This is a genomic window from Castellaniella sp. UC4447_H14, assembly GCF_052978285.1.
The window spans coordinates 1,411,774-1,431,514 of the sequence record NZ_CM129666.1 but is presented as its reverse complement, the minus strand read 5'-3'; the positions used below and the strand labels follow the sequence as shown (position 1 = coordinate 1,431,514).

At 63.6% G+C, this 19,741-nt stretch carries 16 protein-coding genes and 1 other RNA gene; 11 read left to right on the top strand and 6 right to left on the bottom strand.

What is annotated here, in order from left to right; translation table 11 throughout:
- Positions 1–12 precede the first annotated feature (12 nt).
- Positions 13–1,446 (top strand): YdgA family protein, encoded by a 1,434-nt coding sequence (locus ACVCMJ_RS06980; RefSeq protein WP_447080713.1) that lies wholly within the window; start codon positions 13–15, stop codon positions 1,444–1,446.
- A 49-nt stretch (positions 1,447–1,495) separates the two neighbouring features.
- On the opposite strand, the gene ACVCMJ_RS06975 is transcribed toward ACVCMJ_RS06980, so the two are convergent.
- Complete coding sequence (locus ACVCMJ_RS06975) at positions 1,496–1,984, bottom strand: hypothetical protein (RefSeq protein ID WP_447080712.1); 489 nt, start codon at positions 1,982–1,984, stop codon at positions 1,496–1,498.
- A 412-nt stretch (positions 1,985–2,396) separates the two neighbouring features.
- On the opposite strand from ACVCMJ_RS06975, the gene ACVCMJ_RS06970 reads away from it, so the two are divergent.
- From ACVCMJ_RS06970 to ACVCMJ_RS06945, 6 genes are all read left to right on the top strand, one after another.
- The gene (locus ACVCMJ_RS06970) at positions 2,397–3,758 is read left to right on the top strand and encodes a substrate-binding protein (RefSeq protein WP_447080711.1); all 1,362 of its coding nucleotides are present in this window, start codon (positions 2,397–2,399) and stop codon (positions 3,756–3,758) included.
- 88 nt (positions 3,759–3,846) lie between these two features.
- Positions 3,847–4,713 carry a branched-chain amino acid ABC transporter permease gene (locus tag ACVCMJ_RS06965; RefSeq protein ID WP_447080710.1) on the top strand — a complete coding sequence of 289 codons (867 nt, stop codon included), beginning with the start codon at positions 3,847–3,849 and terminating at the stop codon, positions 4,711–4,713.
- Positions 4,710–6,599 carry a branched-chain amino acid ABC transporter ATP-binding protein/permease gene (locus ACVCMJ_RS06960; RefSeq protein ID WP_447080709.1) on the top strand — a complete coding sequence of 630 codons (1,890 nt, stop codon included), beginning with the start codon at positions 4,710–4,712 and terminating at the stop codon, positions 6,597–6,599. Before ACVCMJ_RS06965 ends, ACVCMJ_RS06960 begins: the two co-directional genes overlap by 4 nt.
- Positions 6,586–7,290 carry an ABC transporter ATP-binding protein gene (locus ACVCMJ_RS06955; protein ID WP_447080708.1) on the top strand — a complete coding sequence of 235 codons (705 nt, stop codon included), beginning with the start codon at positions 6,586–6,588 and terminating at the stop codon, positions 7,288–7,290. The genes ACVCMJ_RS06960 and ACVCMJ_RS06955 overlap by 14 nt, the downstream gene beginning before the upstream one ends.
- Before the next feature lie 108 nt (positions 7,291–7,398).
- Positions 7,399–8,046, top strand: a complete 648-nt coding sequence (gene ribA, locus ACVCMJ_RS06950; RefSeq protein ID WP_447080707.1) for a GTP cyclohydrolase II — start codon at positions 7,399–7,401, stop codon at positions 8,044–8,046.
- 238 nt (positions 8,047–8,284) lie between these two features.
- Positions 8,285–10,339 (top strand): putative bifunctional diguanylate cyclase/phosphodiesterase, encoded by a 2,055-nt coding sequence (locus ACVCMJ_RS06945; RefSeq protein WP_447080706.1) that lies wholly within the window; start codon positions 8,285–8,287, stop codon positions 10,337–10,339.
- Between the two features lie 11 nt (positions 10,340–10,350).
- Here ACVCMJ_RS06945 and ACVCMJ_RS06940 read toward each other — a convergent pair whose 3' ends face one another.
- Complete coding sequence (locus ACVCMJ_RS06940) at positions 10,351–11,934, bottom strand: glycosyltransferase family 39 protein (protein ID WP_447080705.1); 1,584 nt, start codon at positions 11,932–11,934, stop codon at positions 10,351–10,353.
- A 58-nt stretch (positions 11,935–11,992) separates the two neighbouring features.
- Between ACVCMJ_RS06940 and lipA the strand changes: the two genes are divergently transcribed.
- Entirely contained in the window at positions 11,993–12,985 is a 993-nt protein-coding gene (gene lipA, locus ACVCMJ_RS06935; protein ID WP_447080704.1) for a lipoyl synthase, read from the top strand.
- Positions 12,986–13,057: 72 nt separating this feature from the next.
- On the opposite strand, the gene ACVCMJ_RS06930 is transcribed toward lipA, so the two are convergent.
- Positions 13,058–13,966 (bottom strand): LysR family transcriptional regulator, encoded by a 909-nt coding sequence (locus ACVCMJ_RS06930; RefSeq protein WP_447080703.1) that lies wholly within the window; start codon positions 13,964–13,966, stop codon positions 13,058–13,060.
- Positions 13,967–14,058: 92 nt separating this feature from the next.
- Between ACVCMJ_RS06930 and ACVCMJ_RS06925 the strand changes: the two genes are divergently transcribed.
- Entirely contained in the window at positions 14,059–14,916 is an 858-nt protein-coding gene (locus tag ACVCMJ_RS06925) for a pirin family protein (RefSeq protein ID WP_447080702.1), read from the top strand.
- A gap of 114 nt (positions 14,917–15,030) precedes the next feature.
- Here ACVCMJ_RS06925 and ACVCMJ_RS06920 read toward each other — a convergent pair whose 3' ends face one another.
- Positions 15,031–15,345: a hypothetical protein gene (locus tag ACVCMJ_RS06920; RefSeq protein WP_447080701.1), complete on the bottom strand. Its 315-nt coding sequence runs from the start codon at positions 15,343–15,345 to the stop codon at positions 15,031–15,033.
- Positions 15,346–15,510: 165 nt separating this feature from the next.
- A complete protein-coding gene (locus ACVCMJ_RS06915; protein WP_447080700.1) occupies positions 15,511–16,179 on the bottom strand; it encodes a dienelactone hydrolase family protein in 669 nt (222 codons plus the stop codon).
- A gap of 242 nt (positions 16,180–16,421) precedes the next feature.
- Here ACVCMJ_RS06915 and fliD point away from each other — a divergent pair, with 242 nt between their 5' ends.
- Together fliD and ssrA are read left to right on the top strand one after the other, a co-directional pair.
- Positions 16,422–17,843: a flagellar filament capping protein FliD gene (fliD, locus tag ACVCMJ_RS06910; RefSeq protein ID WP_447080699.1), complete on the top strand. Its 1,422-nt coding sequence runs from the start codon at positions 16,422–16,424 to the stop codon at positions 17,841–17,843.
- 108 nt (positions 17,844–17,951) lie between these two features.
- Positions 17,952–18,316: a transfer-messenger RNA gene (ssrA, locus tag ACVCMJ_RS06905) on the top strand.
- 100 nt (positions 18,317–18,416) lie between these two features.
- Here ssrA and ACVCMJ_RS06900 read toward each other — a convergent pair.
- Positions 18,417–19,568, bottom strand: a complete 1,152-nt coding sequence (locus ACVCMJ_RS06900) for an Arm DNA-binding domain-containing protein (protein WP_447080698.1) — start codon at positions 19,566–19,568, stop codon at positions 18,417–18,419.
- Positions 19,569–19,741 lie beyond the last annotated feature (173 nt).

Here is a 19,741-nt window from a genome sequence, read left to right as displayed (position 1 = left end):
GCCCCTGGAATCATGATGAATCACCGCAATCTGAAAATTGCCGGCGGCTCCCTGGCCGTGCTGGTCCTGGCCTATGCCGGCGCGTCCTGGTATGCCGGCCGTCTGGCCCGGCAGACCATCGAATCGTGGGTGGCCCAGACCAACCAGAACATGGCGGCCCAGTGGGCGGCGAAGACGCCCGGCCCGGCGCTGCGGATCCAATCCTATGAGCGCGGCCTGTTCCGCTCGGACATCCGGTTCCTGCTCGAATATCGGGATGCGCGGGGCGCCCATCACGAACTGGGGCTGCGGGATGCGCTTCAGCATGGGCCATGGCCGTGGGGCGCATTGCGCGCAGGGAGCTGGCGGCCGCTGGCCGCCTATAGCCGCGTGACGCCGGCGCCGGATGGCGACTGGAAGCAGTGGACGGCGGCCATGCCGGAGGGGACGCCTCCCTGGGTGGCCCGTTCGCGTATCCACTTCACGGGTGACGTGACCACCGAAGTTCAGTTCGCACCCGTCAAGACCCCGACGGTCGATTTTGGCGGCGGCGCGTTGCACGTGGGCTATGCGTCCAAGGAACGCCGGACGCAACTTTCCGGCCATGTCGATACGCTGGCCTTGACCGACCCGGCGGTACAGGCGACGCTCAGGTTCAGCGGGCTGGACCTGAGCGCCCGCAGCCGCAACAGCGGCGAGTCGGACTTTCAGTCGCACCAGGAAATCCGCCTGGCGGGGCTGGAGCTTGCGGCGGCCGATGGACAGCCCATCGTCCTGAAACAGCAGACCCTGACGCTGGATGTGGCGCAGACGGGCAGTCTGATGGACAGCCAGGCCACCTTCGACGTCCGCCACCTGTTGCTCGGAACCCAGGATGTGGGCGCGTTGGACGTTGCCACGTCAGCACAGAACCTGTCGGTGCCGGCGGTGCAGTCGCTGGCCCGCACGCTGGCGGCGATCGATGCGGCGCATGAGCCGGGCACCGAGCTTTCCGCCGGGGAGCGGCAGCAGATCCGCGCCGGCCTGTTGCCTCTTCTGGCGGCTTCGCCGCGCATCGCGCTGCGCAAGCTGCGCTGGGCCAATGGCCAGGGCACGTCCGAACTCAGCGCCCAGGCCGATTTCCGGCCGGTGGGCGATGACGCTCCCCAGGACCTGGGGGCCGTCGTGGAGCAAGGCATCCGCGGTCTCTCGCTGCATGCCCAGCTTTCCAAGCCCATGCTGTTGCAGGTCCTGCGCCAGACGCAGTCGGGATCGGATGCCGATATGGCCGTGGCCCTGGTGAGCATGGTGTTCGACCAGTATGCCGGTCGCCTGGCGCGGGCGGGCGTGGTTCGACAATCGGATAAAGGGTTGGTGCAGACGGATCTGGCGTACGCCGACGGGCAGGTGACCGCCAATGGCGTGAAGATGACCCCGGAGGAATTCAGCCAGCGGCTGGCTGACGTGGCGGCGGGCAGCCTGCGTTAAGAACACCGCACGCGAACCCGTGTCCCGCCGGGACCGACCCGGCGGGACACTAGGGGCGAGGCGCGCGCTTGTAGACCTTCTGGCCGTCGAATTCCCAAATGTCCAGCTTGTCGGGATTGGCGGGGTCCGGCGTCTCCATGCGCAACATCCGGCCCTTGGCACTCATCCGGATATCGTTCGAGCATGACCCGAAGGGGTCCGTGATCCGGTAGCCCTGTTCGCTGATCACCACCCAGTAAAAACTGATCGGGCAGTTCGTCTGCCCATTGTCCAGGCTGACCAGGGCCATCTGCTGGCGGCCGACTTCGTAAGCGTACGGGATGTTCAGAACCCCCTGCAGGCGGGGTGTCGTGGGCGTGTGGTTGAAGGTGAGCGTGGCGCCGTACATATAGTCGCTGGGGCGCACCGCCAGCGTGCCGTACGGCGTTTCCAGGCTGGCGCGCTGGGGACTGACGGGCCATTGGTCCGCAGCGGCGCCGACCGCCACCGAGGCTGTACCCAAGGCAGCCAGGCACAAGAGGCCAGTGGAAAACCGCATGATGAAGGCCCGCAACGTGTTGGATAGGGAAGCAATTTTCGATGCGTTATTACAGGGCATTTCGCGGCCTCGCGCAATAGCCCGAAGGGCTGTCGGATCATTGGATCAGTCCCGCTTTTTGGTTTCAGTTCAGGGAAAGCCATAGCTGACGTTTTCCCTAGGGTGCCGCCATTCAAGGCATTACGTAAGTTTTGCGTAAGTTTCAAATCCCCTAATGACGTCACGCAGAGATCCGGGGCCGGCCTTGCTGATCCCGTGACCTGCCGGAATAAAAACAAAGCTGTTCATAGCCATAAAAACAAATCGCGGGTCAGGCGGGATTCCGGATGGATCCGGAACTTGCCCGGAAGCTGAATCGCAGTACTCAGCCGGGCCCTTGGTGCCCGGGACACTCAAATCAGGAGACAAACCGATGGATGACAAGAAAACTTTGGGCCAGGCCCTGCAGACTCGCGTCAAACGCCGTTCCGTACTGAAGGCTGGAGCCGCCGGGGTGGCCGGCAGCATGCTGGTGCCGGGCGCCGTGCGGGTGGCCATGGCAGAGGACAAGGCGCCTCTGGGGGCCTGGCCGGCCGGCTCCCAGGGAGATTCTGTGTTCGTTGGCCTGACCGTGGACCTGACCGGGCCGTATTCCGCCCAGGGCGCCGAACAAAAGAACGCCTACGAACTGGCCGCCGAAATGATCAATGCCGGCGATCCACGGATCCAGAAGATCTCCCCCCTGCTTAAAAAAGGGGTGATGGGCAAGACCATCAAGGTCGGCGCAGCGGACTCCGAAACCAAACCGAACACGGCTGTGCAGGCCGCGACACGTTTCATTCACGACAACAAGGCCCTGATGGTGGCCGGCAGTACCAGCAGCGCGGTGGCCATTGCGCTGCAGAAGGTCTGCAATCGCGAGCACACGCCTTATTTCACGGCGATTTCGGGTTCCACCGAGACCACCGGCGTGGACTGCCAACGCTACGGTTTCCGTCCCGGCTATTACGCGTACATGTCCTGCAAGGCCATTGCGCCTGTCGCCGCCAAGGAATTCGGCAAGAACCGCAAGGCCGCCTACCTGACCCCGGACTACACCTACGGCCATACGACCACCAAGTCGATGATCGAGTTCTCCGAAAAAGAAGGCTGGAAGACCGTCACCAACCAGGTCCACCCGCTGGGCGCAAAAGACTACAGCTCGTACCTCATCAACATCGCCAACACGGACGCGGATGTCCTGGTGGTGGTGGCGTATGGGGCGGACGCCGCCAACGCGATCAAGCAGGCCAAGCAGTTCGGGCTGCTCGACAAGATGAAGGTGCTGCTGCCCTACATGTCGGGCTACCTGGAAAAGGAAATCGGCGCCGATCTCATGCAGGGTGCGCTCGCGGTCAATGGCTTCTGGTGGACCATGCAGGACACCAATCCGCTGGCCAAGGACTTCGTCGAGGCCTATGACAAGAAGTTCGGTGCCAAGCCTCGTGACGCCGCGCTGTATGCCTATCTGGGCCTGATCCTGTGGGCGGACGCGGTGGAGCGCGCCAAGAGCTTCTACCCGCCCGACGTGGTGAAGGCGCTGGAGGCCGGCGTGGTTCGTGATACTCCGGTGGGCAAGATGACCTTCCGCGCCGAAGACCACCAGGGCGACGCCAGCTTCCCGATCATGCGCGGCAAGAAACCGGCCGACATGAAGAATCCGGATGACTTCTTCGATGTCATCGAAGTCGTGAATGGCAAGAGCGTGTTGCCGCCGGTGGGGCTGCTGGGCTGCAAGCTGGGCGGGTACGTCTAAGTCCTGAGCCTGTCCGTCGCCCGGCTGTTGCGGGTGCCGGACAGGTCCGGATTTTCAGGTCTTTGTAGGAGGCAACTCGATGCCGAGCATGTCTTTAGTCTTCTCTCAACTGTTCAACGGGCTGTCCGTGGGCTTGCTGCTTGCGCTCATCAGCACCGGTCTGACCATTATCTACGGCACGCTCGGTGTCATCAATTTCGCGCACGGCGCCCTGTTCGTGGTGGGCGCCTACGCTGGCTACACCACTTATGCGCTGACGGGCTCGTTCGTGCTGGCGGTGGCGGGCGGTTCGGCAGTCGCGCTGGCCGTGGGCCTCGTCATGGAACGCGGCCTGATGCGCCAGTACTACAGCCGCCCCCCGGAGGACCAGATCCTGGTGACCTTCGGCATAGGCATCGTCCTGGTGGAAATCGTCCGGGGCCTGTATGGCGGCGTCAGCCTGTCGGTTGCACCCCCATCCTGGGGCACGGGCATCGCCCGCATCGGCTCCCTGATTTATCCGCTCTATCGCCTGGAGACGCTGGGCATTGCCGCGGTGACGCTGCTGCTGCTGTATTTCGTCCTGTACCGGACCAGCCTGGGCCTGATCGTGCGCGCCGGCATCGAAGACTCCCAAATGGTCAATGCACTGGGCATCAACGTCAAGCGCACCTTCCTGGTGGTGTTCGGGATCGGCGCCATGGCGGCCGGTTTCGCGGGAGTGGTCAACGCCCCCATCGTGGCGTTGACGCCCGACATGGGCTTCCGCTACCTGGTCGATTCCTTCGTGGTGGTGGTGATCGGCGGCGTGGGATCGTTTCCGGGCGCTGTGGTCGGCGGCATCATTGCCGGTGAAATCCTCAGCCTGACCGCCATGGTCAATCCGCAGTATTCGGATGTGATGCTGTTTGCAGCCATGGCGCTTGTCCTGATTTTCCGTCCCCAGGGACTCATGGGCCAGGAGGGTCGGGAATGAGCACTCTTCAAACAACGACCCTACAGGGTGACGCGGCCGTCGCACCAAAGCAGGCCGTCAATTCTTCGCGAGGTGGCATCATGCGCAGACAGTTGCCCGAAATGCTGGTGGGCCTCGGCCTGCTGGCCGCTCCCTTCATTCTGCCGGTGGTGGGCATGAGTCCGGATCTGCTGACGCGGATCCTGATCTGGGGGTTGTTCGGGCTGGGTTTCGATCTGCTGTTCGGCTATACGGGCCTGCTGTCCTTCGGGCAGGCCGCGTTCTACGGGACGGGCGGCTTTGTCACGGCTTACCTCCTGACCAGCGGGGTGGTGTCCAACCTGCTGCTGGCGCTGCTCATCGGCACCGTCATGGCATCCATCGCCGGGCTGGCGATCGGGTACCTGACCTTGCGGCGCACGGGGATCTACTTCGCCATGAGCACGCTCGCCTTCGGCGAGATGTTCTACTTCCTGGAGAATTCCTCGTTCAAGGAATACACCGGTGGCGAGAACGGCATTGCGGGCGTACCGCCGCCCGAACTTTCCCTGGGGTTCGTGAACATCCACATTTCCAGCGGCTGGCCCATGTACTGGTTCGTGGCGATCTTCTTCTTCGTGGGCTACCTGATCGCGCGGCGCATCGTGCGTTCGCCCTTCGGCACGGTGCTCAAGGCCATTCGCGGCAATCCCAAGCGTGCGACGGCACTGGGCCATTCCATCCAGTCCTACAAGCTCACGGTATTCGTGGTGGCATCCGCCTATGCCGGGCTTGCGGGTGGCCTGCTGGGGGTATTCCAGTCATACATGCCGCCGGATGCGTTTGCGCTGGATACCTCGGCGCAACTCGTCATCCAGACAGTCATGGGAGGCGCGGGTACGCTGCTCGGGCCGCTGCTGGGAGCCACCATCTGGCTGTATCTCTACGAGGGCCTGCAGCAGCTCGGCGACATCGGTGCCTACTGGAAGCTGATCCTCGGCATCATCTTCGTGATTCTGGTAACCGTATTCCGCCACGGGGTGGCCGGCGGGATCCTGGATTTTGTGCGCCATCGCCGCGCGCGGCCGCTGGCTGCCGATGAAGAGGGCAGCGACCGCGTGGCCGGTGCGCTGGATATCGTGCCGCCGCTCTCGTCCACGCAGGCCGGGTCGCCGGTGCTGGAAGCCCGTGGGGTGACCAAGCATTATGGCGGCCTGAAGGCCAATACCGACATCAATTTCACGCTGCGCGAGGGCGAACTGCACGGAGTCATCGGTCCCAACGGGGCCGGCAAGTCGACCTTCTTCGCCATGCTGGCGGGTGAGCTGGCCACCACCTCCGGGAAGGTCTTTTTCCGGGGGAAGGAGATCACCGGTATCGGCGTGACCGAGGTCTGCCAGCTCGGAATGAGCAAGAGCTATCAGATCAATCAGCTCTTCGAGCACCTGACGGTCCGCGAGAACGTCATGATCCCGGTGCTGGCGCGGTTACGCGGCAAGTACCGGAACGACATGCTGCGCGGCCTGCATTCCGACGAGCTGGACTCCCAGGTGAATGCGGCGATCGGCATGGTCGACCTGACGCGCCAGGCCGATACCCGCGTGTCGGACATGTCGTATGGCGAGAAGCGACGCCTGGAAATCGGCCTGGCGCTGGCCACCGGCGCCAATGTGCTGCTGTTTGACGAGCCTCTGGCCGGCCTGGGGCCGGAAGAACGCGTGCTGGTGGTGGCGCTGCTGAAGTCGGTCCGAGAAGGGCGCAGCATGGTCATCGTCGAACACGATATGGACGCCATGTTCGAGCTGGCCGAGCGCATCACGGTGCTCTACGAAGGCCGCAAGCTGGCCGAGGGCGGTCCGGACGAGATCCGCCGCAATCCGGATGTCCAGACGGCCTATTTGGGGGGGATGGACGATGAGTCTGCTTGAAATCGATCGGATCAACAGCTTTTATGGCGACTCGCACATCCTGTTCGATGTCTCGATGCGGGTCGAGGAGCACGAGGTCGTCGCACTGCTCGGGCGTAATGGCGCTGGCAAGAGCACGACGCTGAAGTCCCTGATGGGCATGGTGCAGGTCAAATCCGGCACCATCCGCCATCGCGGCGTGGAAATCCAGCACCTGCCGCCCTATGCGCGCGCCCAACTGGGGATCCAGCTCGTCCCCGAGGAGCGCCGCGTGTTCGGCTCAATCTCGGTGCAGGAAAATCTCCAGCTTGCCGCCATGACCGCTGAAAAGCCCCGCAGCCTGGATGAAATCTACGCGACATTCCCGCGCCTGGCCGAGCGCAAGCGCAATCGCGGCAAGCAGCTCTCGGGCGGCGAACAACAGATGCTGGCCATTGCACGGGCCATGATTCGAAACGCCGAAATCATTTTCCTGGACGAGCCCTTCGAGGGCCTGGCGCCGCTGATCGTGCGCGACCTGATCTCGGTGTGCCGCCAGCTCGCCGATTCCGGGCACACCATCGTGATCGTGGAGCAGAATGTGCGGGCCGCGCTGGCGCTGTCCGACCGCAGCTACATCATCAACAACGGCCACGTGGTCTACGAGGGCACGCCCAAGGACCTGCACGAGAACGGTGACATCATCGAGCGGTATCTGGGGGTGAAAGCATAGGAATCCGGCCCGCAACCGGGCTGACTCGGCAACCGCCGCAGCCCCACCGCGGCGGGCCCGTGCTCTGCTGGTGGTAATCTATACGCCACCCCAACTTGACCCTTTGACATGTCGTTCCCCTCGGGAGTTTCCACGGATTCGAACGCCGATATCCTGCGGTTCGTCGCCTCCAGCCAGTTGCCCACGCCGTGGGCTGTGTTCCAGATCCATGCCTTCGCTGAAACAGCCAGCGGCAAGGAGCACGTTGCCCTGACGCTGGGCGATGTCAGCACGGATGAGCCCGTGCTGGCGCGCATCCATTCCGAATGTCTGACCGGCGATGCGCTGTTCAGCCAGAGATGCGACTGCGGGGCCCAGCTCGAGGCGGCGTTGCAGCGCATTGCAACCGAGGGTCGAGGCATTCTGCTGTATCTGCGCCAGGAAGGGCGGGGCATCGGTCTGCTCAACAAGATCCGCGCCTATCATCTGCAGGACGAGGGGGCGGACACGGTGGAAGCCAATGAGCGGCTCGGGTTTCCGGCCGACCTGCGTCGCTATGATATCTGCCGGCCGATGCTGGCGCACTTCGGCATCCGCCGCGTGCGGTTGATGACCAATAATCCGCGCAAGGAAAGATTCTTGAACGGGATCGGCGTGACGGTGACGGAACATATTCCGCTGCAGGTCAATCGCAATCCGTACAACGAGTTCTATTTGCGCACCAAGGCCAGCAAGCTGGGGCACGAGTTCAAGGAATACTTCGGCGAAGCGCCCTGATGCCGATCCGGCCGCTCTGTTGCCATTGGTCCACGAATAACCCTCCACGGTGGTTTTATGGATGGTCATTCGCGTAACAAGATGATAAAAAGGAAAGTATTGCCGAGCGTTCAGGATTTGCGGTGAAACCAGATATGCGTTCCCTCTCATCCCACTGATGTTGCCCCTGTCTTCTTCGTTGCGGCCGGCCTCGACCCCGCATTCGCGCGGCGTTGTACCGGCTCCGGTTCCCGAGGCATTGGATCGCTCCCACATTCTGGCTCTGTTGCGCTTGGGCGACTTTTCCCAGGACTCTTTCCTCGCCACCAATTCGACCGGTTCCGTCCTCTACCTCAATCGCGGCGCTGAGCGGCTGTTCGGCTATAGCCGCGAGGCCGCGCTCGGCCTGCATATCGGTGTGCTGCTGCCCGACATCCGGCGGGTCAACGAGCGCCTGAGCTCTTCGGGGGCGCGCGACAGTCTGCTGTGGCGGGGCCGGGGAGTGGATCGCCAGCGCGGAATCCTTGCCCTGGTCGGGGCCGCCACCCATATCCCGGGCCCGGCCGGCGACAGTTTCCTGTACGTGATGCGCCAGCGCCAGCCCGGACAGGCCGACGAGGGGCGCCAGTCGGAGCTGGCATCGCTGGTCTACCACAACACCAGCGAGGGCATGCTGGTGCTCGACCCCAAGGGTTTCATCCTGGACGTGAATCCCGCCTTCGCGAAGCTGCGGGGGCGAGCCGCCAGCGAGGTCATCGGGCGCCATGTACGCTGCCTGAATTCTCCCTGCCATGACCGCGATTTCTATCGTGCGGTCTGGCGCACCGTCATGGAGACCGGAAGCTGGCAAGGCGAACACTGGGGCCAGCACGCCAACGGCGAACTCTACCCCGAATGGCTGAGCATCAATACCTCCTTCACCGAGGACAGCCGTGTCTACCGCCGGGTGATGATCTTTTCCAACATCACCGAGATCAAGCAGGCCGAAGCAATCATCTGGAAACAGGCGAATTTCGACCGCCTGACCGACCTGCCCAACCGTCAGATGTTCCATGACCGGCTGGAGCAGAGCATTCGCAAATCGCGGCGCTCCGGCAACCGCACCGGCCTGCTGTTCCTGGACCTGGACCGGTTCAAGGAAATCAACGACACGATGGGCCACGCCATGGGCGACGAACTGCTGAAGGAAGCGGCGCGCCGGCTGAGCAGTTGCGTGCGCCAGAGCGACACGGTGGCGCGGCTGGGCGGCGACGAGTTCACCATCCTGCTGAACGACATCCGTGAACCGCGGGATGTCGAGCGGCTGTCGCGCAGCGTGCTGCGGCGGCTGGCCGAACCCTTCCGGCTGGGCGTGGAAACCGTCTTCATCTCGACCAGCATCGGCATTACGTTCTATCCCGACGACGCCACGGACGCCGAGACGCTGCTGAACAACGCCGATCAGGCCATGTACGCCGCCAAGGCCGAGGGACGAAACCGCAGCTGCTATTTCACGGCTTCCATGCAGGAACAGGCCCAGACGCGCATGCGGCTGGTCAACGACCTGCACCTGGCGCTGGACCAGCAGCAGTTTTCGCTGGACTATCAGCCCATCGTGGATCTGTATACCGGGCGGGTCGCCAAGGCCGAGACGCTGCTGCGCTGGCATCATCCGGTCATGGGGCGGGTGCCGCCCGCGGAGTTCATCCCGCTGGCCGAGGAAACCGGGATCATTCGCGCCATCGGTGATTGGGTGTTCTGCGAGGCGACCCGGCAGGTCGCGCAGTGGCGCAGCCGTTTTGGCCAGGATATCCAGGTCAGCGTCAATATCTCCCCGGCGCAGTTGCGCCACGAGGGGCTGGATCACGCCTTCTGGCAAAGCCATCTGAACACGCTGGGCCTGTCGCCCGAGCACGTCATCGTGGAAATCACCGAGGGTCTGCTGATCGACTCGGACGACAACCGCATCCAGAAGCAGCTCGCCCTGTTCCGCGACTCCGGCATCCGGGTGGCGCTGGATGATTTCGGGACCGGCTATTCATCGCTGTCCTATCTGCGCAAGTTCAACATCGATTTTCTCAAGATCGACCAGTCGTTCGTGTCCCACCTGGGCGCGTCGGGCCCCAATCTGGCGCTGTGCGAGGCCATCATCCTGCTGGCCCACAAACTGGGCCTGCAAGTCGTGGCCGAGGGCATCGAAACGCGGGAGCAATTCCATCTCCTGCGCGATGCGGGCTGTGATTACGGGCAGGGCTATCTGTTTGCACGTCCCTTGCCCGCCGATGATTTCGCGGCCCTGCTGCTGGGTGATATGGCCCTGAGCGCGGAGATCTGAGGCCTGCAGCGTCACCGTGGCGCGGGCTGCAGGCAGTCGGGTCCGGCCGGAATCACGGCCCAATGCAGGTCTATCATGGGCCCTTTCGGCCCCCACCGCACATCATCCACGCCTTTCCAGGGGGCTGCATCGTACAGCGCCCGCACCGCGGGCGTTGCGGGGCCGCGGCCCGTGTCGCTGAAGGCCACCAGGGCGCCGCATCGCAATGCCGTACCCGGGGCAAACCAGGGCGATTCGGCATCACTGGCGTCGATGTAGACCTGCGTGGCCGGATTGGTGTGGATGGCCATGTTGCCGCCCAGCCAGGTGTTGGCCACGATCACCCGCAGCGGGCGCCCCGGTTGGTGCGCGCTCCAATGCGACCACGCCTGCGCGGCTAGTGCCTGTGCCGGGTAGTTCGATCGGCTGGCGCGGCCGGTCAGGTCCGCCAGCGGCCCTCGCGCGAGGGCGTAGCCCATCGCCATCGCGATGTGCAGGCAAAGCGCAATGATGAGGATCCGGCGAAGCTGGACGGCTTCCTGCCCGCGCAGCCACCAGAGGCCATAGAAGCCCGCCATCACAAAGAACGTACTGGCCCAGGAGGCCTCCAGCCGCGTCCCGAGAGCGGCGGAGATCAGGACGGTGCACACAAAAGGCGCGAGTCCGACCCAGAGCAGGAACTGGCGATCTTCTGGCGTGAAATCCCGGAAGTAGCGGCTGCCGGCGGCGGGAGACTGAAAGTGCTCGTCGTTGGCGGCGTAGCCCGGGGCCCGGTCGCCGCTGCGGCGGTGCCAGACTGACCACGCGGCGAGCGCCACCAGCATGGGGGCCAGGCGGCCGGCCTGGTCCAGCACGAATGACACCATGTCGCCCAGCGCCTTCAAGCGCCCGCCCGCCTGCAGTGAGTCGTCGGCGTAAAAGAGCGGTTCGAAGTGGTGCTGCGCGAGCCACACGATATGCGGGCTCAGGACCAGGCAGAAGGTGGCGGCCGCCCAGGCGATGCCGCACCAGCATGGGCGCTGGCGCAGCTTGCCGGCGCGCAGCAGATACAGGAAGAATGCCGCGAACTGGATCAATGCGCTGTACTTGGTGAGCATGGCCAGTCCGCAGACGGCGCCCAGGAGCATCCAGTCACGCCGGCGATCATCCCGCAGCGCGCGGTAGAACAGCCAGATGGACGCCGTGATGGACCAGAGCTGCGCGGTATTGTGGTTGTAGATCGTGCCGCGTAGCGAAAAGTACGCCGTGACCGACACCAGCAGCACGGCGATGAACGCCCGATGCCGGGTCGTGATTTCGCAACCCAGCTTCCAGATGAACCACAGGCCCAGCGCCGAGAAAAGCTGCCCCATCAGGAAAGGTAGCCAGGCGGGGCGTCCCAGAAGCTCGGTGGCGAAATGCATGAACCAGGACGGCAGCGGGGGATGCTTGGTGTAGCCCAGCTCCAGGCTGGCGGCCCATACCAGCTCTTCCATGCCGTCCAGGTCGGGCGCCTTGTGGCTGATGGCGCACAGTATTGTCCACAACGCGATCATGGCCAGCAGGCAGGCCACGACCAGCGCGGAACCGGGGCGGCGCGCGAGCAGCGGAATCTTGGGCGGCGTGATGGCCAGCATGGCGGCCAGTATACTAGCGTCCTGTCTGGCTTTTACTCCGTGAACTTACAGGTTTCCCATGACGACCGAAGTCCCCATCATCCGCGCACGCGTCCGCTCCGGTGCGAAATTCGTCAGTCCCCAGGGCACGAAGGCCGTGAAGGACGGCATGCGGCCCAGCGATCTGACCGGCGTTCCGGATTCGGCTCCCAAGCCGAGCTGGCTGCGGGTGCGCGCGCCAGCGGGGGAACAGTACCAGAAGGTCCGTGACATCGTGAAGACGCACCAGTTGAACACGGTCTGCGCCGAGTCCAAGTGTCCGAACATTGCGGAATGCTGGGGTCGCGGCACGGCGACCCTGATGCTCATGGGGTCGGTGTGTACGCGCGCCTGCAAGTTCTGCGCCGTCAGTACGGGCAATCCGCACGGCTGGCTGGACCACAACGAGCCGGCCAGCGTGGCGGACGCCGTGGTGTTGATGCAGCTCAAATACGTGGTGCTCACGTCAGTGGACCGCGACGATCTGCTCGATGGCGGCGCGGGGCACTATGCGGCCTGTATCCGAGCCATTCACGAACGCTCGCCCGGCACCGCGGTCGAGGCCTTGACGCCGGACTTCCAGGGCAATCATGGCTGCGTGGCCAAAGTCCTCGATGCGGGCCTGGTAACGTTTGCGCAGAACATCGAGACCGTGGAGCGCCTCACGCACGTGGTGCGCGACGTGCGTGCCGGCTACCAGCAGACGCTGGACGTGTTGAAGTACGCGAAGGAGTATGCGCCGCAGACCCTGACCAAGACCAGCATGATGCTGGGGCTGGGCGAGACGGACGAGGAAATCGAGCGGGCCATGGACGACATCCGCGCGCACAATGTCGACATTCTGACGATGGGGCAGTACATGCGCCCGACGCAGAACCACCTGCCGGTGCAGCGCTTCGTCACCCCCGAGCAGTTCCGCGCCTATCGCGCCATGGGGCTGGCAAAGGGCTTTCGCGAAGTCGTCTCCGGCGCGCTGGTGCGTTCCAGCTATCGCGCCGAGCGTGTGCTGGAGCACGACAACGTCGGGCTCTGAGCCTGCCCTCCATGACCGGGCCCACCGCGGGCGGGCCGGGTCGTCCCGGTCCGTTTGGTCGCTGTCGTCAGGTCAGTCGTCTCCGCAAGGCATCGGATTCACCTCGCGGCACATTTGCTGCAGGATGGCAGCCAGTTCCTTGCATGCGATGCCCGGAAATTCCGGATGCGCAAAGATGCGGTACAGCATGGCGTAGCGGTGGCGGCCTTCGACCAGCGGCAGCGGCTTGAGCCGTCCCTCGGCCAGTTCGGTCCGGATGCGCAGCTCCGGATACCAGGCGAAGCCCAGGCCGGAGCACGCCGCCAGGATCGAGGCGGGGAGATGGCTGAACGTCCACCGCTGGTCGGCGTCCAGCCACCCGGCATCCTGCCGCTGACTGCCTGAATCCCGAACCACGAGCTGGCGATGCTGGCGCAGATCGGCCCATTCCAGTGGGCGGCCCAGCGCGCTCAACGGGTGTTCCGGCGCGGCGACCGCGACGAACCGTACCTGCAGCAGCGGCTCGCCGCTGAATCCCTGTGGAATGCGCGGACTGATGACCAGATCGGCCTCGCGGCGCAGCAGTGCCTCGTCTGTGCCGCTGAGCACGGTTTCCTGGACCTCGATGCGGGTGGTTGCACAGCCTTCGCCAAAGCGCTTCAGCGCCTGCAACAGCAACCAGTCCGGGAACAATCCGTCGACCGCCACGCGCAACAGAGGCTCGCGGCCGGCGGCAAGCTGGCGCGCGGCCGATTCCAGGCCTTGGGCGTGTTCGACCAGCAGGCGCGCCCGCTGCAGCAAGATCTGCCCTGCGGGGGTGGGGACGGCGCGGCGCCCCTGCTGCCGGAAGACGCGCAGCCCTAATTGATCCTCCAGCCGCTGGATGGCATAACTGACCGAAGACTGGCTCTTGTCCAAGGCTTCGGCGGCCTGCGCGTATCCGCCGTGGTCCACCACCGCGAGCAATGCCTGCCATTGAGAAATGGGAATGATGTCCGCCATATCAATCCATTAGATCAAATAACACCGGAATTTGCCATTGATCATCTATTTATATGATTCATAATGCTCCTATCCACGTTTTGGAGTCAATCATGACAGTACGTTCAGTCACGCGCATCACGCCGGCACAGGCGACGCAGGATGGGGCGGGCGTGCGCCTCTTGCGCGCCCTGGGGTATCAGCACCAGGTCCGCATGGATCCCTTCCTGATGCTGGATGCATTTTCTTCCGACGATCCCCAGGATTACATCGCCGGCTTTCCCGCGCACCCGCATCGCGGCTTCGAGACCATCACCTACATCGTCGATGGCCATATGCGCCATCGCGACCATCTGGGCAACGAAGGCGATCTGAGGGCGGGCGGCGTCCAGTGGATGACGGCGGGGCGCGGCATCATCCACGAGGAAATGCCCCAGCAGGAAAACGGGCTTCTCCGGGGTTTCCAGATCTGGCTCAATCTGCCGGCGGGCGAAAAGATGCAGCCCGCGCATTATCGCGATATTCCGGCGTCGGAAATCCGGGTGGCGGAACTGCCGGAAGGCGGATTCATCAAGCTGATTTCCGGCACGATTCCGTGGGCGACTTGCCCCCTGAAGGGTGCCGAGCAGGGAGAACGCCAGACGCAGCCCGTGATCGCCGACGTGTGCGTGATGGCCGGGCAATCGGTGGATCTGCCGGTGCCCGCCACGCATAGTGCCTTGCTCTATGTGTTCGAGGGTCGACTTCTGGCCGGCGATCGCCGGGTCGAATCGGGCAACGTGGTCTGGCTCGCGGAACAGGGCGAAACGGTTCGCGTAGCGGCCACTCCCGATGCCGCTGTGCGAGTGCTGCTGCTGGCGGGCAAGCCGTTGCATGAGCCGATCGCGCAATACGGTCCGTTCGTCATGAACACCCAGGAGCAAATCGAGCAGGCACTGCGCGATTACCGCGATGGGGTGCTGGCACAGTAAGTAGCGCAACGGGCTCGCTACGCGGGCCTGACGAAAAACGCCCCAGGAACCGGATCTGTATCCGGTCCCTGGGGCGCTGTCTTTCACAAGTCGTGCGGCGCGCGCTGCGCCGATCTAGCGGCGCCAGTGGCCGCGATCACCCCGGTGCCCGTTCCATCGCGGGCCCCCGCGGTGGTCCCAATGGCCGCGGCCGCGCCAGCCGCCGTAGTAGGCGGGTCCCGGCACGTAGACGGGTTCAGGCACCACCACGACGGGTGGCCGGGTGTAGTAATAGCGCGGCGGCGGTGGCGGCGGGTAGTAGGCGGGCCCCCCCCAGACCACACCGGGCACACCGATGGAGATCCCGAGGTTGACACCTCCGGCCTGCGCCACCGGCCCTGCGGCCATGGCGCCAATGACCAGCGCCGCTGCGAGCATTGCTTTTTTCATGGCGGTTCCTGTGGATGATGTGAATGTCGTTGAGGCCATTGTCTCCGATCCCGGCTGGAGATTGTGAGTTTCCCATGGACAGACGCATCCAAACGCTACCTGCAGGGGCGCTTTCCCGGGGTGTGGAACAACTGTTCACGTTTGTTGCGGTTGCATACCGCGTCTTCAGCGATGGCGGTCGAAGAACGCCAGCGTCCGCTCCCAGGCCAATTTCGCGGCACCGGCGTGGTAGGCGGAATTGCCTTCCCGCCCGAATGCGTGCCCGGCGCCCGCGTAGGTGTAGATCGGGAGCTCGGGATGTGCCGACTTGATGGCCTCCACGTCTTCCCGGCTGATGTGCTGGTCTTCTTCGCCGAAGTGCATCTGGACGGGAATACGCGGCTTGTCCTCCCGGTGGTTGACGATACCGCCGCCGTACCAGCATGAGGCCGCGCTGAAGCGGTCGCTCATGCACGCAGTGCGCCAGGTCAGATAGCCGCCCCAGCAGTATCCCGTTACCATGCACCGGTCCTGTGGCGCCATGGCCGCGGCCGCAGCCTCGATGTCGAGCAGGGCGTCCTCGTCTGTAATGCCCTTGCGCAGGGCCATGCCGCGATGCCGGCCCGGCAAATCGTAGTCCAGTTGCACCCCGGCTTCCACATTGGGCGCTCGGTCGAAAAGGGATGGGCAGATGGCCCGATAGCCGTGGTCCGCGAAGTGTTCCGCCATCTTCCGGATGTGGGCATTGATGCCGAAGATCTCGGGCAGCACGACAACCCCGCAGGCGGCGTCTTCCGGGCCCGTGATCCATGCCGTGAATCGGTGGCCATCCTTGGCTGTAAGCAGCATATCCATGAGTGGGATCCTTGTTCGTTGGTCGAATGTCCGTCCGGCTCCCATCGTACGCCCGACGCGCTCGCAACGAAAACTGATGCTGTCAATTTCCTGAATGGACTCAAAGAGTTACGGCGATTACACACAGTCTGCAAAGATTGACAGAAACCTTTCGCGCGGGCGATGGAACCGGACGCATAATGACACATCCAGTCAAACGATCGGCCGGTACTGTCACCGGCCCCCCCGCCCGGAGCCCCGACATGGCCACATCCGTTTCACCCGTTGGTTCGACCGACACCTCTCAGTTTTCATCCCTGGGGGTGGGTTCCGGCCTGCCGCTGGACACCCTGATGACGCAATTGCAGACCAGCGAGCAAGCGGCTCTGCAGCCCATCCAGTCGCAGGAGGATATCACCAACGCGACATTGTCGGCCTATGGCCAGGTCCAGAGCGCCGCCACCGCCCTGCAGACGGCGGCGGAGACGCTGACCACGGCTGGAACCTTCAATGCGCTGCAAGCGACCACCACCGGGTCCGCCTTCAGCGCCACGGCCGGATCGGGCGCCGTAGCCGGGCAATACAACGTCACGGTTGACCAGCTTGCCAAGCCGCAGACGCTCGTCACGACGGCGCAGGCCAGCGCAACAGCCGCCAACGGGACCGGGGGCACGATCACGCTCACCCTCGGAGACGGTTCAGTTCATACCCTGGACCTGACGGGCAAGAATACGTCGCTGAACGGTCTGGTCAGCGCCATCAACCAGGATTCGAGCTTGGGCGTGTCCGCGACCCTGGTCAACGACGGGTCGTCCTCGCCTTATCACCTGCTGCTGATTGCCAACAACCCGGGTGACCAGGGCGCCGTCAAGAGCATCAGCAGCGACAATGGCAGCATCCAGGGCCTTCTGGGCTTCACGCAGGGTTCCACATCCAACGTCACGGAGGATCCCGCCGTGGACGCGCAACTGCATATCGACGGCATTGCGGTCACCAGCCAGAGCAATACCGTCCAGGACGCCATTGCCGGCGTCACGCTGACGCTGAACGCCGTCGATTCCACGCCCGCCACGCTGGCCGTCACCCAGGACAACACCCGCGTCACGCAGGCGGTGCAGGGCTTCGTCACGGCGTACAACACCCTCCAGTCCACCGTCCAGTCGCTGACAGCCTACGATACGACGTCGAATTCCGGCAGCGTGCTGACCGGCGATTCACTCGCCCTGGAGGTCGAAGGCCAGACGCAGAACGCCCTGGATACCGTCTTGCCGGGCGGCACCCTCGGTTCGCTGTTCCAGTTGGGCGTCAGTTCGGACCCGACGACTGGCAAGCTGTCCTTGGACACGACTGCCCTGACGCAAGCGCTGGCGAAGGATCCCACGGACGTGCAGAACGTGCTGGGTGGTCCGGCCGGCGTGGGGAGTGCCGTACAGACGCTGACCACCAACATGCTGGAGACCGGCGGCCTGTTCTCGAACGCCGAGGACGGGTTGAACCAGACGTTGAAGGACCTGCAGTCGCAGTACACGGAGACCTCGAACCGGATCACGGCGGACATGGACAACTATCGCCAGCAATTCACGGCGCTGGATTCCATGGTGGCGCAGATGAATTCGCTGAGCTCCTACCTGACCCAGCAGTTGTCGAGCCTGAGCTCGTCGAGTTCCGGCAAGTCGGCAGGGTGATCGTCCTGTGGGGGACGTGGGCTTGTGGTTGCGACTGTCCCGGTGCAAACCCGCAGGCGGGATGCCGGCATTCCACTATCCGGAAATTGCAGGTAAAATGATGGTCATGGGGCCGACTTGGCTTCGACGTGGGTCGCAAAACAGGATAGTGCATACCGAGCCCCAGTTCGCTCGTAAATCCACTGGAAAACTACAAACGCCAACGACGAGCGTTTCGCTCTGGCCGCTTAGGCGGTGAGCCGCTGCACCGACTGGTCCCTGGGTCGGGTGGGGTAAAACCTACAGCAGCGTCATCTACAGGGAATCGGGTTCGATCAGGTCACTGGGTCGGGTCTTAAACCAAAGTGAATCGCCAAGGAAGGGCCTGTCGTCCGGCATGATCCAAGGTTAAAACTTAAAGTAGGCCGACTAAGTATGTAGAGCTACTTGCAGAGGGCTTGCGGACGGGGGTTCAATTCCCCCCGGCTCCACCAGTTTTCTCAATAAAATCAATATGTTGTAATTTTACAGTGTCATTATTTTGGGGTTGTTTGGGGCTGTTTTGGCTCCGTAATGACACGATAAATGACACGCTCAGCCGGCAGCACGGAACGCCTCTTCGGCTCGACTGCCGGCTTTTTCATCTGCGGCCGGCATCCACTTCCCATAGACGCGAATAATCATGGCCCAGTCGCTATGCCCCATCTGTTTGGCGACCCACATAGGGTGCTCGCCGGCGGACAGCATCATGGATGCATAGGTGTGCCGGGTTTGATAGGGGCGCCGATACCGGACCTGCGCCTGGCGTAGCAGGGGGACCCAGTACTTCCTTATCTCCTGGTCGCCGGTCCATTGCGTGGCCTTCACCGGGTGCAGGAAAACTGGCCCACCCTTCATGTACGTGTGTGTTTTCTGTGCTACCAGCGCAGCACGCGCGGGGCCTAATAGCTTGACTTCACGGCGGCCGGCGCGGGTCTTGGTGTCCTCGACTTCACCCTTGGCTGCTTGCGTCAGGGCTTTATCCACGATGATGACGCCGCGCCGAAAGTCAATGTCGTCCCAGGTGAGCGCGATCAGTTCGCTGGTGCGCAGGCCGGTCCACAGCGAGAATCGCACCTGGTTGGCCATGGTCGGCAAGCATTTGCCAATAATCGCCTGCTGTTCTTCCGGTGTGAACGGATCCACGACGTCGCGACCGCGCGGTGGCTGCTTTTTGCGGTATGTCCACCTCGCCAGTGGGTTGTCCTCGATCAGCTCGTCGTCCATCGCGTCTGAAAGGGCTTTGCGCAACACGCTTTGGATGTTGGCCAGGCGCTTATTCGTCGCCGTCAGTTCGTCCAGCCATTCGCGGATATCGCGGCGCTTGACGTCCGTGAGCTTCAGTTGCCCCAGGCGTGGAATCAACTGGTAATCAACGATTTTTCGATACCCGTCATGGGTTGACGCTTTGAGATACTTCTTCTGATCGCGCAACCAGTCGGTCAGGTACTTCTCTACACTGAGGATCTGGCCGGGCAGATCTGCGAATCTCGCAGCATTCGCGCTGTCAGGAAACGTGGCCGCGTAGTCGAAGGTGCCAGCTTCGATCGCGACCAAAACGGCCGCCCGGTGGCGCTCGGCGCGTTTCAGGTTAGCGGGGGTGGGCTTGAGCCGAATTTTCTCGCGGCAGCGCCGGCCCTTGTACTGGAACGTGATCTGGATGCTGCTTTCCGAGGCGGCGGCAACGCCCCTTCCGTCCCTACCCATGAGTCATATCCTTCCGTGTCAATCAGAATGCGGCCGTCAGGTGCCTTGATCCATTCGAGGCTCTCCCGCCAGACCTCGTCACGAATCTTGGTGCGGATGGCATCTTCGGAGTATCCGGACATCTCAGCAAAGCGGCGGATCGTGACGTAGCGAACTGTCATCTTACCCTCCGA

Coding starts and splice junctions, on each gene's coding strand:
- ACVCMJ_RS06980 (WP_447080713.1), top strand. CDS start 13: ATGATGAATCACCGCAATCTGAAAATTGCCGGCGGCTCCCTGGCCGTG.
- ACVCMJ_RS06975 (WP_447080712.1), bottom strand. CDS start 1,984: ATGCGGTTTTCCACTGGCCTCTTGTGCCTGGCTGCCTTGGGTACAGCC.
- ACVCMJ_RS06970 (WP_447080711.1), top strand. CDS start 2,397: ATGGATGACAAGAAAACTTTGGGCCAGGCCCTGCAGACTCGCGTCAAA.
- ACVCMJ_RS06965 (WP_447080710.1), top strand. CDS start 3,847: ATGTCTTTAGTCTTCTCTCAACTGTTCAACGGGCTGTCCGTGGGCTTG.
- ACVCMJ_RS06960 (WP_447080709.1), top strand. CDS start 4,710: ATGAGCACTCTTCAAACAACGACCCTACAGGGTGACGCGGCCGTCGCA.
- ACVCMJ_RS06955 (WP_447080708.1), top strand. CDS start 6,586: ATGAGTCTGCTTGAAATCGATCGGATCAACAGCTTTTATGGCGACTCG.
- ribA (WP_447080707.1), top strand. CDS start 7,399: ATGTCGTTCCCCTCGGGAGTTTCCACGGATTCGAACGCCGATATCCTG.
- ACVCMJ_RS06940 (WP_447080705.1), bottom strand. CDS start 11,934: ATGCTGGCCATCACGCCGCCCAAGATTCCGCTGCTCGCGCGCCGCCCC.
- lipA (WP_447080704.1), top strand. CDS start 11,993: ATGACGACCGAAGTCCCCATCATCCGCGCACGCGTCCGCTCCGGTGCG.
- ACVCMJ_RS06930 (WP_447080703.1), bottom strand. CDS start 13,966: ATGGCGGACATCATTCCCATTTCTCAATGGCAGGCATTGCTCGCGGTG.
- ACVCMJ_RS06925 (WP_447080702.1), top strand. CDS start 14,059: ATGACAGTACGTTCAGTCACGCGCATCACGCCGGCACAGGCGACGCAG.
- ACVCMJ_RS06920 (WP_447080701.1), bottom strand. CDS start 15,345: ATGAAAAAAGCAATGCTCGCAGCGGCGCTGGTCATTGGCGCCATGGCC.
- ACVCMJ_RS06915 (WP_447080700.1), bottom strand. CDS start 16,179: ATGGATATGCTGCTTACAGCCAAGGATGGCCACCGATTCACGGCATGG.
- fliD (WP_447080699.1), top strand. CDS start 16,422: ATGGCCACATCCGTTTCACCCGTTGGTTCGACCGACACCTCTCAGTTT.
- ACVCMJ_RS06900 (WP_447080698.1), bottom strand. CDS start 19,568: ATGGGTAGGGACGGAAGGGGCGTTGCCGCCGCCTCGGAAAGCAGCATC.